This window comes from Gemmatimonadota bacterium (assembly GCA_041390125.1).
Taxonomy (GTDB): domain Bacteria; phylum Gemmatimonadota; class Gemmatimonadetes; order Longimicrobiales; family Gaopeijiaceae; genus JAGQIF01.
This window is the reverse complement of record JAWKQN010000014.1, coordinates 109,414-127,201: the sequence shown is the minus strand read 5'-3', so window position 1 is coordinate 127,201 and position 17,788 is coordinate 109,414. Positions and strand designations below refer to the sequence as shown.

Below are 17,788 nucleotides of genomic sequence, written 5' to 3'. Positions count from 1 at the left end.
GAAGCAGAGGGAGGCGTCGTCCGCGTGAGCGGACGGCGCCTCTTCTTCGTTCAGCCGCCCGCGGCCACCACGTGCTCCGGTACCACCTCCTGGCCGAAGTGACGGCCCAGGTCGCGAAGGTAGGAGTCCATGGTGCCGTGGTAGCCCAGGAGGAACCGGGAGACCACGCGGAAGACCGGGTTGTAGATCTCCCCGGCCTCGGTGATGGTCAGACGGCTGCCGCCCGGTGCCGGCTCCACCTCGTAGATCCACCGCCCCCCGAACGGCAGACCCTCCCCGATGCGGGTGACGAGCCGACGGGGCGGATCGTCCTCCTCGATATGGATCATCAGCGTGCCCACCCGGGGCCCCGACTGCACCCAGGTCTCGAGCCCGGCCAGGGCCGGGTCGGCCTCCCCGACGACGGCGGCGCCCCCGCCCGCTCCGGCCCGCTCGGCCGACTCCAGGTCGGACCACCATTCGGGATAGCGGCCCATGTCGCGAACCGCCGCCCATACGGCGGAATCCGGTTGGGTGAAGTCGGCCCGGCTCACGGCCTGGTGGTCCACGGGGAGGAGGAACCCCACCCCGATGGCCAGGAGAGCCAGCCCCACGACGGACAGGAGCCCATAGAGCAGCCAACGGCGCATGGATCCAACTAAGGCCCTCGGGCCCCTATGCGAAACCCCCGGTGACCCGAGGGGCCACCGGGGGATCCGGGGGTTCGAGCGCAGGCGGGGCGGGCCCCGCGGGGCTCAGCGCCCGCCGCGCGGCTTGGCCTTGCGCTGCGTGTCCGTACGGGTGCCCGACCCGGAGCTCGGCGGGGCGGCCGTGCTGCTGCCGCTGCCGCCGGAGCGCCGGAAGTCCCCGCCACCACCGGACGAGCCGCTGCTCCCGCGGCTGTACCCCCGTCCACGGATCACGCGGCCGTGGGGGGCCGACCCCTGGGGCTGCACCACGACCACCGTGGGCCGGTAGCCCCAGTAGCCGTACCCGCCGTAGCCGAAGCCGCCGTAGCCCCCGTACCCGTAGCCGTAGAGGCCGCGGTAGTAGGACAGCGGCGACCAGTACCCGAACGGGCCCCAGCCGAAGCCCAGCATGCCCGCGTAGGGGCCGCGGCCCCGCCGATCGTAGCGGTCGCCCTGGCTGGGGATGGCCTCGGCGGAACGATCGCCCCGCGGGCCGGTCGCGACCGAGAAGCGCTCGGGGTAGCTGGTGGCCACCACCATGTCGATGACCTCCTCCTCGATGCCCGCGTCCGCCAGGCGGACCAGGGCGTCGCCGTCCAGCTCGAAGCCGTTGCCGCTCTCGACGATCCAGGCCGTCAGCGCAGCCGGATCCACGGTGCCGCTCGCGGCGATCACGTCGTTCACGTCCAGCGGCTGGGAGGCGGAGATCCGCGCCATGCGCACCGCCCGCTCCCGGTCCCCCGTCAGCGAGCCGTATCCGGCGGCGGCCGCGGTCTCGGCGTCCACCAGCTCGTAGCGCATCACGGCCGTCAGGGGATCGCCGCCGTCGCGCACCACCTGTACGTGGATCCATTCGAAGGGGCTCACCATGGCCAGCAGCCCGTTGGCGCTGCCCTCCGTGCCGCCCTCGCACGTGTAGCGCGAGGTCGATGTCACCCAGTGGCCGCTGGTGGGGAAGGCGTACGTCTCGACCGTCTCGCAGCCCTCGTCACGGATGGTGCGCGCGCGCCCGTCGGCGATCAGCGTCTGCGTGGCGGTCACCTCGCCCTCCGTGATGCTGCGCAGCTCGACGCCGTCGCCGGTCGGCACGACGCAGACCAGCGAGGGCTGCTCCTCGGCGCGCTGCTCCAACGGCTGCCAGCAGCCGGTGAAGGCCACCCACCGAGCGGAGCCGTCCTGCGCGAGAGCGGGGGACGCGCCGGCGGACAGGGCGAGCGCCAGCAGGCCTCCACCGGTCCAGCCGATCCGATTCAGGGTTGTCATGTCAGTCGTCCCTCTCGACGGGGTCGAGGTCTCTAGAAGCGGAAGCGCAGACCGACGGTGGCCTGCATGCCCGAGAGGTCCAGCTTGTCGAAGCCCAGGAAGTCGGGCCCCATGTCGCCCTTGGCGTACTGATAGCGGGCCTCGCCGTTCAGCACCACCCGGGGGGTCAGCGTGTAGTCCAGGCCGGCCAGCGCGTGCACCGAGGTGGCCGTGCCGTCCGAGACGAAGCGGTCCCCGAAGATGTCGAGCGTGTCGAAATCGACGAAGTCGCCCACCTGCTCGAAATGGTACCAGGTCACGCCCGCGCCGGCGCCCACGTACGCGTTCCAGGTGGCAGGAACCCACGCCAGCGAGGAGATGCGCCGGCCCCGATCCATCAGGTGGTAGCGGATCGTGGCCGCGAGCGGCATGCGCTGGAACTGCGTCACCTGCTCGATGGGGAGATCGTTCGTGTCCGTCCAGTCGCGGAATTCCGACCGCGTCTCCGTGTTGCTGTAGGAGAAGTCCACCCCGACGTCCACGCGGTCGGTCACGTGCACCGCGATCTCGCCGCCCAGGGACGGCCCGCGGAAGTCGCTCGTCTCCAACGTCAACTCGTCGCGGACGAAGTCGAAGACCTGGCTGCCCGCCATGGGGGCGGCGTAGCCGATGCGGAACGCCACCGAGCCGTGCGGGGAGCCGAACAGGAACCCGTCGGGCGTCTGGCCGGCGACGGGCGCGGCGGCCAGGAGCGCAGGCAGGGCCGCCGTAGCGGCGAGCGAGCGGATGCGGATACGGGTCCAGGTCTTCACGGCGCCTCCCTGCAAGGTTCGACACCCTGTGGATGCGCAAGGTCCGGACCGGCGCAAACCGGCGCAAATCCAGCGTTTCCGCCCGCCGGAGCCCCCGGACGGGGACAGCGGGCGTCTACCAGCGAGGACAGCCGGGCGCGGCGGGCGGTGGGGAGGCCGCGGACCCGAGGACGCCCGCCCCGCCTGGGAATCCGCGAAACCCCCGCCCCGCCTACCCGGATCCGCGACCCCCGACCCGTCCCCTACTCGGACCGCAGCGCCCGCACGGGCTGCACCCCCGCGGCCCGGCGGGCCGGGAGCAGCACCGCCAGCGCGGCCACCCCGATCAGCACGGTCGGGACGCCCACGAAGGCCACCACGTCCAGGCCTCCGCTCCCGTAGAGCAGCCCGGCCACGGCCCGGCTGGCGAAGAACGCGCCCACCAGCCCCAGGACGGACCCCACCAGCACCAGGCGGAGGCCTTCGCGCATGACCATGGCCACCACGGTGCCGCGCCGGGCGCCCAGCGCCATGCGGATGCCGATCTCGCGCCGGCGCTGGGACACCGAATAGGCCATCACGCCGTAGATGCCCACCGCCGCCAGCGTGAGGCCCAGCAGCCCGAACAGCCCCAGCACGGACCCGCCCAGACGGGCGGGCATCAGCGCGATGCCCATGTGGTCCTGCAGCGTGCGCAGGTCGTAGAGCGGCAGGTCTGGATCGAGCCCCCGCACGATGTCCCGCAGGCGGCCCAGCGCCGCGTTGGGATCGCCGGTGGTGCGGACCACGACGCTCATGTTGGAGCGGAACAGCTCGCGCTGGGGCAGGAACATGAACTCGGTGGGGTCTTCGCCCAGGCTGCGGTACTTCCCGGTCTCGACGATGCCCACCACGGTGCGGTCCTCGCCGGCGGTGCGCACGGTCTTGCCCAGCCCCGACTCCCCGGGCCAGAAGCGGTTGCGGAACGCCTCGTTGACGATGATGACGGGCGCACCGGCTTCGTCGTCGCGCTGCTCGAACGTACGCCCCTCGACCAGACGCACGCCCGCGGCCTCCAGGTAGCCCTCCGACACGATCGCGGTCATGAGGCTCCGGAGCTCCCCTTCGGCGAACTCGTACCCGGGGACCTCCACGCTCCGGTCCGACCCGTCCAGGCCGAGGGGCAGCGCATCGGTCATGCCGGCCGCGGTGATCCCGGGCTCGGCGCGCAGCTCGCCCAGCAACCGGTCGAAGAGCGCGCGCGACTGCTCGGGCCCGTACGACAGCAGCGCGGGATCGAGCGACGCCGTCACCAGGTTCTGCGGCTCGGCGATCCCGGGATCGATCTCCGACGCGCGCTGCAGGCTGCGCAGGAAGAGGCCGGAGCTGATGAGGAGCAGCAGCGAAAGCGCCATCTGCACCACCACCAGGGCGCGGCTCGCGCGCGACTTGCCCGGGCGGGCGGCCGATTCGCCCTTCACGGCCACCGAAAGGTGGGGGTTGGCGGACTGCAGCGCGGGCGCGAGACCGAAGATCAGGCCGGACGCCATCGCAATGCCGAACGTGAACAGCAGCACCGTGCGGTCCATGCCGAGATTGAAGTCCCAGGGCCCGTCCATGGGAGGCCGGATGTCGCCCAGGAAGTGCAGGGCCACGGCCGCCAGGCCCAGACCGGCGACGCCGCCCAGCAGCCCGAACAGGAGGCTCTCGGTCAACAGTTGCCGTACGATATGCCACCGGCCGGCGCCCAGGCTCAGACGGATGCCCATCTCCTTGCGCCGATCCTGCGCGCGGGCCAGGAACAGGTTGGCCACGTTGACGCACGCGATCAGGAGCAGCAGGGCCACCACCGCGAGGATCACCTTGGAGAGACCGAACTGCGCGTCGCGCACCGTGGGGTGGAATCCGGCCTCGTTCTGCCAGACCACGCTGGTGCCGAGCTGCTCCTCGTAGTCACCCGGCAGCTCGTCGCGCATCTCACCGAGGAAGGCCGCCAGGCGCTGCTCGGCCTGTTCCAGTGACACGCCCGGGCGCAGCCGCGCGACCACGTTCAGGCTGTTGCTCCCGCGCGCCTGCAGCATGTCGAAGCCGGGGTTCAGCTCGCGCTGCATCATGAGGGGCGCGTAGAACGGCATGTTGGCGAACGTGGCCGGCCCCCGGAACTCCGGGTTGGCGACGCCGACCACCTCGAAGGGATGGCCGTTGATCTCCAGCGTGCGGCCCACGATGGCCGGGTCGCCGCCGAAGCGGGACTGCCAGAACGTGTGTCCCAGCACGATCACGGGATGCGCGCCCGGCCCCGTATCCTCCGTGCCCGGGATGAAGGCCCGGCCCAGCTGCATCTCCGCGCCCAGCGTCTGGAAGAAGTTGGCGCTGACCATGAGCCCCATGAGCCGCTCGGGGCGGCCGTCCACGGACAGGGCGCTCTGCACGAACCCCCAGGCGGCCACGTTGCTGAAGACCCCGCCCGTGCGGTCGCGCAGGTCCTGGAAGTGCGGCACCGACGTGGAGCCGTAGTCCATCCCCGGCCACTTGCGGTAGAGCTGCACCAGCTCCTCGGGATGGTCCGTGCCTCCCAACGGCCGCAGCATGATGCCGCGCACGGCCGAGAAGGTGGCCGCGTTCAGCCCGATCCCCAGCGCCAGCGTCACCACCGCGGCCAGGGTGAAGACCGGGCTCTTGGTCAGCATGCGGACGCTGAAGCGGAGGTCGCGGAGCAGGTCGCCCATGGGTGGATCGCTCGGGGTGCGAGGTCGAAAGGCCCGTGGCTCCGGACGCCTCGTGGGGGCGCCGGGACGGGAAGCGCGTGCGTCCCCCGGGCCTACGGGCGCGGGGGGCGGGCGGATTCACGGGGGGCTTCCGTCCGGGTCGGTCCCGCCCGGGACGTTGGCCGGGCGCCGTCGGGGCGATACCGTCGTGATCCGACGCCTCGGTCCCCCGCAGCCCACACGGAGCATGCGCCCGCTCCCTCGCCGCCCCCGGACGATCCCACCGCAGGACCGGCACTCCCGGCCCGGGGCCGCCCGTGCGCCCGCCCCTGCGCGCCTGCCGCTCGGGCCCTCCGCCCCCGGTGCGCCCGCCCCTGCGCGCCTGCCGCTCGGGCCCTCCGCCCCCGGTGCGCTCGGGCGCTGCGGCCTGACTGCGCTCGCCGCGGCGGCCCTGGCGGCGTGCGGGGACGGCGCTTCGCGTTCGGGCACCCCCGCCGACCCGTTCTGCGCACGTGTCCTGCCGGCCGTCGAGTCCTTCCTGGCCGCGGCACCCGGCCCCCCTGCCGATCCGCGTCGCGGCGGTCGGGTGGTGGTGGGGGGCATCGCCGAGCTGCCCGGGGGGCTCGATCCGAGCCGCGCGTCGGACTACGTGGCGGTCCAGCACCAGCAGTTCGTGGGCGGGATGACCCTGCTGGCCTACGACGAGGCGCTCCAGCCCGTGCCTCGCCTGGCCGAATCCTGGACGATCGCGCCCGACACCACGTGGATCGAGTTCCGGCTGCGCGACGACGTCCCCTGGCACGATGGGGAGATCACCGATGCGGCGGACGTGGCCTTCACGTGGCGCGTGCTCACGGACCCGGCCACCGAGTTTCCCAACGCTGCCTACTGGGATCACTACGAGCGCGGGCCCGACGGGGTGGAGATCATCGATGCGCGTACGGTGCGCCTCCATCTGCGGCCGCACGCGGAGTTCCTGGATCCGTGGAGGACGGTGGCCATCCTGCCCGAGCACCTCCTGGCGGACGTGGCGCCCGCGGAGCTGCGTACGCATCCGTGGGGCACCCGGTGCCCGGTCGGCAACGGCCCCTTCGTGTTCCGCGAACACGTGGAGCAGGAGCGCTGGGTCTTCCAGGCCAATCCGGCCTTTCCCGCCGCGTTGGGCGGCCCGCCGCTGCTGGAGGAGTACGTCTACCGCATCATACCCGACGAGAACACGCTCCTGCTCGAGCTGACGTCCGGGGACGTGGACGTCTACATCGCCCCGCAGACCGAGCAGGCCAGGGTCATTGCGGCCGACCCGGCGTTGGAGCTGCAGCGCTTCCCGTTCCGCAACGTGACCTTCGTCGCCTGGAACACGCGCCGGCCGCAGCTCGCCGACGTCCGTGTCCGGCGGGCGCTCGCGCTGGGAAGCGACCGCGACGCGCTCGTGGACGCGCTGCTGGACGGGTTCGGCTCCGTAGCCCATGGCACGGTGCCTCCCTTCCACTGGGCGTTCGCACCGGAGGCGGGTCGCGTCCCGTACGCGCCGGACGAGGCCCGCCGCCTGCTGGAGGAAGCGGGGTGGCGGGACCGGGACGGCGACGGAGTGCGTGAGAATGCGGACGGGGTGGCGCTGGCGCTCACGCTGCAGTCGAACCAGGGGAACCCCCGCCTCGAGCGCGCGGCCACCATCCTCCAGGCGCAATGGCGTGAGCTCGGCGTGGACGTCTCCGTGCGCATCCTGGAATGGGCCAGCATGATCGGCGCGGTGACGGATCCGGGCCGTCGGGACTTCGACGGTGTGCTGCTTTCCTGGGTGAGCGAGTTCAAGGTCGACGACACCGACCTCTTCCACTCCAGCCGCGCCGACCAACCGTACGGATTCGCGGGGCTGCGCTCCGCGCGGGTCGATTCGCTGCTCGTGCGGCTCGCGGCGACGGGAGACCGCGCCGCGACCGAGCCGCTCTGGCGGGACTATCAGGCCGCGATCGGAGAGGAGCAGCCGTTCCTGTTCCTGTACTATCCCGACCGCCTGGACGGCGTGCGCCGGCGCGTGCGGGGCGTGAGGATGGACGCGCGCGGGGAATGGGTGGACGTCGCGCGCTGGTGGGTGGAGACGGGCACCCGCTGAGATGCCGATGGGGCGGCTCCCCCCAGCGGGAAGCCGCCCCGACCTGCGGGCACCCCGGCCGGATCAGTCGTCCGTCTCGGCCTTGAGGGTCGACGCCATCCACGTCCCGTCCTGCTGCTGCGTGGCGCGCCCCTCCACCTTCACCGGACGGCCTGCCGTCAGCGCGTCCACGATCCGCTGGAAGGTTCTCAGGTCTCCGTCCTGGGCGATGGTGGTGCCGGTCTCGCGCACGTCGACGATCCAGATGCGGCCCTTGTCGTTCGCCTCCAGGCGCAGCACCCGCTCCGGGGCCGTCCCCGTCACGGAGATCAGGCGGGCGTCGCCGTCGTACTCCTGGCCCACGCCCGGGTTGTCGTCCTTGCCCTTCCCGCTGTCGTCGTTGCCGTCGTCGTCGGAGTCCGTCTCCGCCTTCAGGCTCACCGCCTGCCAGGTCCCATCCTCACGACGGCTGGCACGGCCCTCCATCTCCACGCGCACGCCCGCGCCCAACGCCTCCACGATGCGGTCGAACGTCACCAGGTCGCCGAGTACGTGGATCGTGGTCTGGCCTTCGACGATCTCGAGGTCGACGTCGGTCAGGTCGTCATCGTCGTCGTCGCGGTCCAGGTGCACGCGCAGCGTGCGCGCCGGCGCCTGACCGTCCACCGCGAGGAGCCGTCCGATGCCGTCGAACTCCACCGTGCGCGACGAGCCCGAGCCCGTCAGCACCGCGCTGGAACCGCTCACGTTCACGGTGATGGTCAGGACGGTGCCGGGCTCGACCCCCTCGAGCTGGATGGACACGTCCGTGGAGCCCTTCCGGAAGCGCAGCCGTACGCGGCCGTCGTCGGACGTGGCCTCCACGCGGAAGGTGCCACTCGCGTCGGTGGTGTCGGCGGAGGCGCCGCCTTCCACGCTGACGAGGTACCCGTCCATGCCCGTCCCGCCGGCGCCCACGGCGGCGGCGGCCTGGAGCTGGCCCTGGATGACCGTGGGAGCAAGAGGAGGCGCCGTGGGGTCCCCGTCACAGGCGGCGAGCGCCAGGAGGGAGGTGAGGAGCAGGCCGGGGATGAGCGCCCGGCGGCGGTGTGCGCTGGTCATGGCAGAGTCCATCCGACGTTTGAAAGGAGTGCGTCGCTTCGGTGGTGCGCCGGAGGGAAAGGCAACGGGGATGCCGAAGATGCCGGGTGTCTCCCTTCGCCCGTAAGTCTATGTTGGACTTTCATTTACGGAGGTGCGGCGAGGGGACCGGCTCCGCTCGTGCACCCTGGGTCACACTCAACCAGTGCATGCGAAAAAGGGCGTGCACCGAAGTGGTGCACGCCCTGGGGGTCGACGACCGGGACCGCCCCACGGAGGGGCCGGGTCGGGTCCGCCTACCGCACCACGACCCCGATGGCGTTCGCGAAGACGGCGGGGTCCACGACATGGGTGTCCGGATCCACGGCCTCCAGCCACGTCGCCGCGTTGAGGTCCACCAGGAGTGCCACGCGCTGATCCGCGTCCACCTCGAGGTCCAGCGGCTTGATCACCGGCAACGACCCCTCGATCTCGACGTCCACGGCGCCCAGGATCGGCACGCCGTCGATGACCAGGCCCGCGTCGATCTCCACCTCGATCTCGTCGAAGACGATCCGCAGCCCGGTGTAGCGGGTGGCCGGTACCTGACGGCTGACCGCGTCCGCCTCGATGTCGCCTTCCACGTCCAGCTCGACCTCGATGAGGGTGTCGGAGAGCGGGACGCTGCTGCCGTCCGCCGCCTCGAGGAAGAGCAGGAACTCCAGCTTGATCTCGCCTTCGGGGTCGTTGTCGCGCCCGCTGCGCTCGGCAGCCCGGACCAGCGGGACGCGCGCGTCCGCTCCGCCCGTGCCGGCTGCGTCGCCCGAGAACGCGACATCCGCCTGACCGGACAGCCCGCCCGCCGTCAGGTTGCCCCCGCACCCCGCCACGAACGCCAGGAGGCTGGCGAGCAGGCCCCCGGCCAGGAGCAGCGTACCCGCCGTATGCGTGCGGTGCGTCCGGTGTCGTCGTCGATGCATCATGGCTCGTCTCGTTCGGGGAGAGGGGCGGACGGGGCGCCGTCATAGACATCCACCCACGGCTGCCGCAGGGCTTCGATGCCCACGCTGCGGTAGAGGGCACGTGCGGTTTCCAGGAGCTGGGCGGCCGCGGCCTCTTCGCCGCGGGCCTGCTCTGCCTCCGCGTAGGCCTGGAGGGTGTGCGCCTCCTCCAACGCCGGGAGCCGGCGCTCGCGGATGAGCTCCAGCGCGTGCTCGAAGAGCACGAACGCGTCGCCATGGCCTCGACTGGCCGCGATCCGCCCCAGCAGCCGGTACACTTCGGGGAGCTTGGCGGCGAGTCCGGTCGCGAGCGCCTCCCGCTCGGCGTGCCGGGCTTCCTCCGCGGCGTCCAGCGCCCGCCCCTGCGCCAGCAGGGCTTCGGCCAGGTTCAGGCGGATGGTGACGCGTGCCGCGGGGTGACCCGCAGCGGCCACGGCGTCGCGGAACTGCGCCTCGGCGTCGGCACTGCGCCCCTGCACCGCAGCCAGCTGGCCGCGCGCATTCCCCAGGAACGAAGCGGCCGACGTGTCGCCGATGCGCTCGGCCACGTCGGTGGCCGCGTCCAGGAGCGGCAGGCTCTCCTCCACGGCCCCGCGTGAGCGCAGCACGATGTGCAGGTTGAGCAGCGCGTGCCAGCGTTCGGGCGCCGGCGGCCCGGATTCCCCGAGCTGGGAAAGCGCCTCGCGATAGATGCGCTCGGCCGCATCCCAGCGTCCCTGCTGTTCGAGCACGTTGCCCTCTCCGATCCGCGCTTCCGCCGCACCGCGGGCGTCATCGATCGCGAGGGAGATGTCCAGCGCCTCGCGGTACAGGCGCCGCGCTTCCTCGAGGTCGCCGGTGGTGCGGACCGCGCGGGCCCACCGGCGCAGCGCGCGGCCCGCCGTGGAGCGGTCCGGCGCGTCCCGGGTGACCAGCCAGGCGGCCCGCGCCCACGCGGCCGCGCGTCCCGCCCGGCCGGCGGTCTCCTCGAGCCGCGCCGCCTCCAGGAAGGCATCTCCGCAGCCGGTGACGTCGGAGCGCTCCAGCGCGGCCAGGCCGTCCGCGACGAGCCCGTAGAGGGCGCGCAGCTCCTCGGCGCGAGCCCGGGCGAGCTGGGCGGCGCCGTCCGCGAGCGCACCTGCGGCCACGTGCCGCCCGGCGTCCGTGCCCAGCTCCCCGGAGGCGCTCCAGCGCTGCAGGGGATCGGGCACCGAGCGGGCGCGCAGCAGGTCGAGGACGGGCTCGAGCTCGTCCAGGGCGGGCAGCACGCGCATGACGTCGTCGATCTTGAGCGGGGTCATCTCGGGTCGGGGTCCCGGTCCGGTCCATCCGGGAGGGGGGTTCGGACCGGGAGCAGGAGCAGGGACCGTGCGCGCCGCCCGACCGGCCCTTCCCGGGTCGGAAGCGGCGGAACGGCGCCCTTCGTGGGCGATGGGGAGCCGGCCTCCGGCGGCCTCGCCTGCCTCGATCCTGGGCGAGGCGACGGCGGTTGCACCATTCCTGGGCGTGCGCGTCGCGGCCCGGATCCCGCCTCGCTCGGGCCGATGGACGGGCTCGCCGGGGCGCGGGGCGGGTCCGCCGCGGTCGCCGTCATGCCTGCTCTCCCCGGGGTTGGAGCCCGTACTCCTGGACCTTGCGGGTGAGCGTGTTGCGGTGGATGCCCAGCCCCTCGGCGGCCCGACCCATGTGGCCGCCCACGGAATCCAGGACCCGGCGGATGTGTTCGGCCTCGACCTCCGCGAGCGACAGGCTGACCGGATAGGCCCCGGCTTCCGGTCCGGAGCGCGGAGCGGCGGTGGGTGCCCCGGCGCCCAGGCGCAGGTCCCCGGCGCGCACGACGCCATCGCTCGCCATCAAGACGGCGCGGTCCAGGACGTTGCGCAGCTCGCGGACGTTGCCGGGCCACGTGTGGGCGGCCAGGCGCTCCAGCGCCTGCTCGGTGATGCCCTGGACGGGCCGGCCGTAGCGCTCCCCGAAGATGCCGAGGAAGTGCAGCGTGAGCTCGCGCAGGTCGTCCCCCCGCTCCCGCAGGGGAGGCAGGGCCAGCTCCACGACGGCGAGGCGATAGAAGAGGTCTTCGCGGAAGCGTCCCTCCCTCGTCCGCTCCCGGAGCGGCTGGTGGGTGGCGGCGACCAGGCGCACGTCGAGATCCAGCGCTCGCTCGCCGCCGACGCGCTCCAGGCGGCGCTCCTCCAGCACGCGGAGGATCTTGGCCTGGAGGACCAGGCTCATGTCGCCGATCTCGTCCAGGAAGAGGGTGCCGCCCTGGGCCCGCTCGAAGCGGCCGGTGCGGCTGGCCACGGCTCCGGTGAAGGCGCCGCGCTCGTGACCGAACAGCTCCGACTCGAGCAGGTGCTCGGGGATGGCCGCGCAGTTGACGGCCACGAAGGGCCGGGCGCGACGGTCGCTGGCCCAGTGCAGCGCCTGCGCCACCACCTCCTTCCCCGTCCCCGACTCGCCCGTGATCAGCACCGTGCTGGGGGTGCGCGCCACCCGCGCGATCCCCTCGAAGACCGTGGCCATGGCCGGGCCACTCCCCAGCAGGCGCGGCCGATCGGGGTCGCCGCCTCCGGCCGGCGGCACCACCACCTGCGTCCCCTCGTCGACGACCGCGCGCAGTCGCTCGGCGAAAGGCTCGGCCTCGAGGGGCTCGCGCAGCAGCGCGAGGGCCCCCACCTCCTCGGCCAGCAGCGCGCGGTCGAGGGTGATGCCGGGGGCGGACAGCACCAGGCCCCCCGTGCGGGGCTCGCCGCCGAGCCGTCGGACCAGGGGCTCCTCCATGCCGGGAGCCGCCAGCGAGACCAGCGTGACCGCGGCCGGGCCCCGGCCCAGCAGGCCCAGGAGGCCGGTCAGGTCGGCCGCGATCTCCGGTTCGAGGCCCGCCTCGCTCGCCACGCCCGCGGCCGTGCGGGCTTGTTCGGGGTCGCCTGCCAGGATGAGGAGACGGCCGGGAGACGGGGATCCGCCCATGGGCGCCAGCGTGGAGAGGGACGACCGCGCGAGTACGCGCGGATGACGCCCCCAATCTGTGCGCCCACCGGAAGCGAATGCAAGATTATTGTGCCGAACGGCGGCTGCGGGAGGGCCCGATCCCCGGGAGGCCGCGGTCGTGCGCCCGCGGTCCCGGAGCACAGCACGACACGGGGCCCCTCCCGGGTCGGACGTCGATCGATCGCCGGGGCACGCCGCCTTTGGCCGCCGACGCGCCCGGCCGCTAGGATGCATGCCCTCGGTTCCCGAACGACCAGGCCTGCCATGCACCCGAACGCCCGTGCCGCGACCCGCCCGCTCCTCCGGCTGGGGGCCGTACTCGCCCTGTGCGCTGTCTTCCCGGCCTCGTCTGCCGCCCAGAGTGCGCGGCTCGACCCGCAGATCCGCTCCGCGCTCAACCAGATCTCGCCGGAGCGCCTGTCGGAGTATCTCGAAGCCCTCACCGACCTCGAGACCCGCCACTCGCTGTCGCTCTCCGATCGGCCCGACTGGGGCGTCCGGGCCGCGCGCGAGTACATCCTGCAGACGATGCGCGGGTTCAGCGAACGTCTGCAGGTCGACCTCGACTGCTACACGGTCGCGCCCCAGGGCCGCATCCCCGAGGAGGTGGAGCTCTGCAACGTGGTGGCGGTCCTGCCGGGTCGCACGGCGCGCCGCATCTACGTGAGCGGCCACTACGACACCGTGGCACGCCGCGCGGAGGGCGACTTCGACTGGACCCGCTGGGACAATCCAGCTCCGGGCGCCAACGACGACGGCAGCGGCACCGTCCTCACGATGGAGGTGGCGCGCGTGCTCGCGCAGAGCGGGCTGCCCTTCGACGCCACGCTCGTGTTCGTGGCGTTCGTGGCCGAAGAGGAGGGACTCGTCGGCGCGAGCCTGCACGCGGCCCGGGCGGTGGAGGAGGGCTGGCGCATCGATGCCGTCTTCAACAACGACATCGTCGGCAACATCACGGGCGGCAATGGCATCCAGGACGCGCGCACCGTGCGCGTCTTCTCCGAGGATCCCATGGATTCCGACTCGCGGCAGCTCGCCCGCTACATCCGCCGGCAGGCGTCCATCTATGTGCCCGGGCACGAGGTGCGGCTCATCGCACGCGAGGATCGCTTCGGGCGGGGCGGGGATCACACCGCGTTCAACCGCGAGGGCTTCGCGGGCGTGCGCTTCTCGGAGAGCCGCGAGAACTACAGCCGACAGCATACGGCGGCGGATACCTTCGACGGCGTGGACTTCGAGTACCTGGCCCGCAACGCGCGTGTGAACGCGGCGGGAGTGGCCACGCTCGCGCTGGCGCCGGCCGCCCCGGACGTCATGGGCCGCGGCGGGCCGCAGCTCGGACGGGGCGAGAGCGGCTATGACGCCGCGATGGCCTGGGCCCGCTCGCCCGGGGCCGTGGGCTACCGGGTGGTGTGGCGCGACGCCTGGACACCCGACTGGCAGTACGAGGTCCACGTCGGGGACGTCGACGGCTTCACGCTTCCCGACCTGTCGATCGACGACTACATCTTCGGCGTCGCGGCCGTGGGGCCCGGCGGACACGAGAGCCTGGTGTCTGCCTATGTACGGCCGCCGCGCCCCCGGGCGGAGATCGTGACGCGTTGAGTGGACCGAACCGGCTCCGGACGCACGGTGCGCCACGCACGGCCACGTCCGCGCTGCCGAACCCCTGATGTCCACGCTCCGCACCGCGGAGCGGAACCCATGCAGGAGACCTCCCTGGAGGAGCATCGACGATGAATCGAGTCCGCAGTCCGTGGATCGCCGGCCTGCTCGCGCTGGCCGGTCTCACCCCGCCGCTGTCGGCGCAGGGCACGCGTTTCCTGCGTCAACCGTCGGTGGGCCCCGACGCCATCGCCTTCGTGCACGCCAACGACATCTGGGTGGTGGGCAGGGACGGCGGCCAGGCGCGCCGCCTCACGTCCGACGAGGGCGCCGAGACCGATCCGGCCTTCAGCCCGGACGGCCGCTGGATCGCCTTCAGCGGTGAATACGGGGGCAACGTGGACGTGTACGTGGTGCCCGCCGAGGGCGGGCAGCCCCAGCGTCTGACCTGGCACCCGGGGGCCGACGTGGTGCAGGGATGGACGCCCGGCGGTGACGTGCTCTTCCAGTCCGGTCGCGAGGGGCAGCCCACCCGGTTGTGGCGCTTCTATACCGTGGCGCGCACGGGTGGCTTCCCGGAGCCGCTCCCGGTGCACCAGGCCTATCTGGGCGAGATGAGCGACGACGGCTCCATGCTGGCCTACCAGGAGATCGGGTACTGGGACCCCGAGTGGCGCAACTACCGCGGAGGCCAGGCGCAGCCGGTGCGGGTCGTGGACCTGTCCACGCTGGAGCTGACCAACACGCCCTGGGAAGGGGAGCGCCACATGGACCCGACGTGGATGGACGGCGTCGTCTATTACATGTCGGAGCGCGACTGGGCCAGCAACGTGTGGTCCTTCGATCCGCGCACGGGGCAGGAACGCCAGCTCACGCACCATGCCGACTTCGACGTGAAGAGCCTGGACGCGGGGCACGGCGTCGTGGTCTACGAGCAGGCCGGATATCTCCACGAGCTGAACCCGACCACCGGAGCCACGCGGCAGTTGGAGATCCAGGCGGCCGGGGATCAGAACTGGGCCCGCACGCGCTGGGAGGAGGTGCAAGGCAACGAGCTGACCAACCCGCAACTGTCCACCGACGGCAAGCGTGCGCTCTTCGAGCACCGCGGTGATGTCTTCTCCGTCCCGGCCGAGCACGGAAGCTGGCGCAACCTGACGCGCACGTCCGGGGTGGCCGACCGATACCCGACCTGGTCGCCCGACGGCAGCCAGGTGGCGTGGTTCAACGACGACGGCGGCGAGTACGGGCTGGTCATCGCCGATGCCGAGGGACGCGAGCAGCGTCGCATCCGGATGGACGACCCCACGTTCTACTTCAGCCCCACCTGGTCGCCGGACGGCTCGCACATCGCGTTCACGGACACCGACTTCCGGGTGCGCATCCTGGACGTGGCCTCCGGCCGGGTCCAGGACGTCGACGGTGAGCTCTACGCCGATCCCCGCCGGAGCATCGACCCGGTGTGGTCCCCCGATTCGCGCTACGTGGTCTACACCAAGCGCCTGGAGAACCTGCTGCGGGCCGTGTTCGTCTACGACACGCGCACCCGCCAGGTGCACCAGGTGACCGACGGGATGTCCGACGCGTTGAGCCCGGTCTGGGATGCGTCGGGTCGTTACCTGTACTTCCTGGCCTCCACCGACTTCGCGCTCAACTCCGCGTGGTTGGACATGACGGCCTACGACCGGCCCGTCACCCGTTCGCTCTACGTGGCCCTGCTGGCCGCCGACGAGCCCTCTCCGTTCCTGCCCCGGTCGGACGAGGCCGGCACGGCGGCCGCCCGACCCGACACGGCGGCCACCCCGGTCGAGATCGACTTCGACGGCCTGATGGGCCGCATCGTGGACGCGCCGGGGCTACCCGCCCGGGATTATCAGAGCCTCCTGGCCGGGCCGTCCGGGAAGGTGTTCGTCGCCGAAGCGGTGCCGAACCAACAAGGGGTGACGCTGCACCGCTACAGCGTGCAGGACCGGGAGCCGACCGTGTTCGCCGAGCGGGTGGCGGGCGCGGTCACGTCGGGCAACGGCGCCACGCTGCTGTACCGGAGCGGTCAGGCCTGGAGCATCGTGGACGCGGGGGCGGCGCCGCCCAAGAACGGCGACGGGCGCCTGGACCTGGCGGACCTGCGCGTGCGGGTCGAGCCCCAGGCGGAGTGGGCGCAGATGCTCCGGGACGGGTGGCGCTTCATGCGCGACTTCCTCTACGTGGACAACCAGCACGGCGCGCCCTGGAACGACGTGTGGACGTGGTATTCGGCCTGGCTGCCCGACGTGGAGCATCGCTCCGACTTCAACCAGCTCCTGGACATGGTCTCGGGCGAGATCGCGGTCGGGCATTCCTACGTGCGCGGCGGCGACTATCCCGAGCTCACCGACCCACGCACCGGCCTGCTGGGCGTGGATCTCGAGGAGGAGAACGGCTTCTACCGCATCACCCGCATCTACAGCGGGGAGTCGTGGAACCCCGGCCTGCGTGGCCCCCTGGCGGTGCCAGGGATGGACGTGGACGAAGGCGACTGGCTGCTGGCGATCGACGGTCAGCCGCTGCGCGCCCCCACCAACCCGTTCCAGCTGCTCGAAGGCACCGCCGGGCGCACCATCACGGTGACGGTGGGCGACCGGCCGGACCCGGCGTCGGGGCGTGAGCTGGTGGTGGAGACCGTGGGCAACGAGGGTCAGCTGCGGCAGTGGGCCTGGGTGGAGCAGAACCGCCAGCGCGTGGACGAGATGAGCGGTGGGCGCCTGGCTTACGTCTGGCTGCCCAACACCGGGCAGGGCGGCTACACCTACTTCAACCGCATGTACTTCGCCCAGCAGGACCGCCAGGGTGCCGTCATCGACGAGCGCAACAACGGCGGGGGCTCCGCGGCGGACTACATCATCGAGGTGCTCGACCGCGAGCTCACCGGCTACTTCAATTCCCGCACGCCGTCGAAGCGCCCCTTCACCCAGCCCATGGCGGCCCTGTGGGGCCCCAAGGTCATGGTGATCAACGAGCGCGCCGGCTCCGGAGGGGACCTGATGCCGTACCTGTTCCGCTTCAAGCAGATCGGCCCGCTGGTCGGCACGAAGACGTGGGGCGGGTTGGTGCATACGGCGGACACGCCGCCGCTGGTGGATGGCGGCCGTTTCGTGGCCCCCCGCGGCGGCTTCTATGACGTGAACGGCGAGTGGCGCGTGGAAGGCGAGGGTGTGGCCCCGGACATCGAGGTGCACAACACGCCGAAGGAGGTGGCCGCCGGGGGTGATCCGCAGCTCGAAGCGGCCGTGCACGAGGCGTTGCGTCTCCTCGAGACCCAGGCGGTGACACTCGAGCCCGAACCGGCTCCGCCGGTTCGGTGGCGCCGGCCCGACCGCAGGGGCGGAGGCCGCTGAGCGGACTCTCTCCGGTCCACGGCGGTGGAGGGTCCTGAGGCTCCACCGTTCCCGCTCGAGCGGGAACGGGCGCCGAGCCCGATCCGCACCTGACGCGCCCCGCGGGCTCCGGTCCGCGGGGCGCGCGCGTTCGTTCATCCGGAGCGCGAACGAACGCTGCACGCCTCCCTCCCAGCCGGGGTCACGCCGCAGCGGGAAGCCGAACCCGACGCCCTACCACCGCAATTCCGTCGTGCAGTTCTTCGCGTCGCGCAACACGATGGCGGGCGGGGAAGATTTCCCGACCTGATTCCATACAA

Annotated in this window: 11 protein-coding genes; 3 read left to right on the top strand and 8 right to left on the bottom strand. The window is 72.4% G+C overall.

Going from position 1 to position 17,788, the window contains the following annotated elements:
* Nucleotides 1-50: 50 nt before the first annotated feature.
* The 4 genes from R3E98_16155 to R3E98_16140 all read right to left on the bottom strand — a co-directional run bounded on the left by R3E98_16155 (nt 51) and on the right by R3E98_16140 (nt 5,409).
* Complete coding sequence (locus R3E98_16155) at nt 51-629, bottom strand: SRPBCC family protein (protein MEZ4424946.1); 579 nt, start codon at nt 627-629, stop codon at nt 51-53.
* A gap of 105 nt (nt 630-734) precedes the next feature.
* The gene (locus tag R3E98_16150) at nt 735-1,931 is read right to left on the bottom strand and encodes a hypothetical protein (protein ID MEZ4424945.1); all 1,197 of its coding nucleotides are present in this window, start codon (nt 1,929-1,931) and stop codon (nt 735-737) included.
* Between the two features lie 32 nt (nt 1,932-1,963).
* Nucleotides 1,964-2,722, bottom strand: a complete 759-nt coding sequence (locus tag R3E98_16145) for an outer membrane beta-barrel protein (GenBank protein MEZ4424944.1) — start codon at nt 2,720-2,722, stop codon at nt 1,964-1,966.
* Between the two features lie 242 nt (nt 2,723-2,964).
* Nucleotides 2,965-5,409: an ABC transporter permease gene (locus R3E98_16140; protein ID MEZ4424943.1), complete on the bottom strand. Its 2,445-nt coding sequence runs from the start codon at nt 5,407-5,409 to the stop codon at nt 2,965-2,967.
* Between the two features lie 226 nt (nt 5,410-5,635).
* Here R3E98_16140 and R3E98_16135 point away from each other — a divergent pair, with 226 nt between their 5' ends.
* Entirely contained in the window at nt 5,636-7,501 is a 1,866-nt protein-coding gene (locus R3E98_16135; protein ID MEZ4424942.1) for an ABC transporter substrate-binding protein, read from the top strand.
* A gap of 63 nt (nt 7,502-7,564) precedes the next feature.
* Here R3E98_16135 and R3E98_16130 read toward each other — a convergent pair whose 3' ends face one another.
* The 4 genes from R3E98_16130 to R3E98_16115 form a co-directional block, all read right to left on the bottom strand.
* Nucleotides 7,565-8,581, bottom strand: a complete 1,017-nt coding sequence (locus R3E98_16130; GenBank protein ID MEZ4424941.1) for a hypothetical protein — start codon at nt 8,579-8,581, stop codon at nt 7,565-7,567.
* Nucleotides 8,582-8,856: 275 nt separating this feature from the next.
* Nucleotides 8,857-9,522 (bottom strand): hypothetical protein, encoded by a 666-nt coding sequence (locus R3E98_16125; protein MEZ4424940.1) that lies wholly within the window; start codon nt 9,520-9,522, stop codon nt 8,857-8,859.
* On the bottom strand, nt 9,519-10,820 hold the full coding sequence (locus R3E98_16120) for a tetratricopeptide repeat protein (protein ID MEZ4424939.1): 1,302 nt from the start codon (nt 10,818-10,820) through the stop codon (nt 9,519-9,521). Before R3E98_16120 ends, R3E98_16125 begins: the two co-directional genes overlap by 4 nt.
* A 289-nt stretch (nt 10,821-11,109) precedes the next feature.
* A complete protein-coding gene (locus R3E98_16115) occupies nt 11,110-12,489 on the bottom strand; it encodes a sigma-54 dependent transcriptional regulator (GenBank protein MEZ4424938.1) in 1,380 nt (459 codons plus the stop codon).
* Between the two features lie 285 nt (nt 12,490-12,774).
* Here R3E98_16115 and R3E98_16110 point away from each other — a divergent pair, with 285 nt between their 5' ends.
* Together R3E98_16110 and R3E98_16105 are read left to right on the top strand one after the other, a co-directional pair.
* Complete coding sequence (locus R3E98_16110) at nt 12,775-14,115, top strand: M20/M25/M40 family metallo-hydrolase (GenBank protein ID MEZ4424937.1); 1,341 nt, start codon at nt 12,775-12,777, stop codon at nt 14,113-14,115.
* 131 nt (nt 14,116-14,246) lie between these two features.
* A complete protein-coding gene (locus R3E98_16105; protein ID MEZ4424936.1) occupies nt 14,247-17,489 on the top strand; it encodes a PDZ domain-containing protein in 3,243 nt (1,080 codons plus the stop codon).
* Nucleotides 17,490-17,788 lie beyond the last annotated feature (299 nt).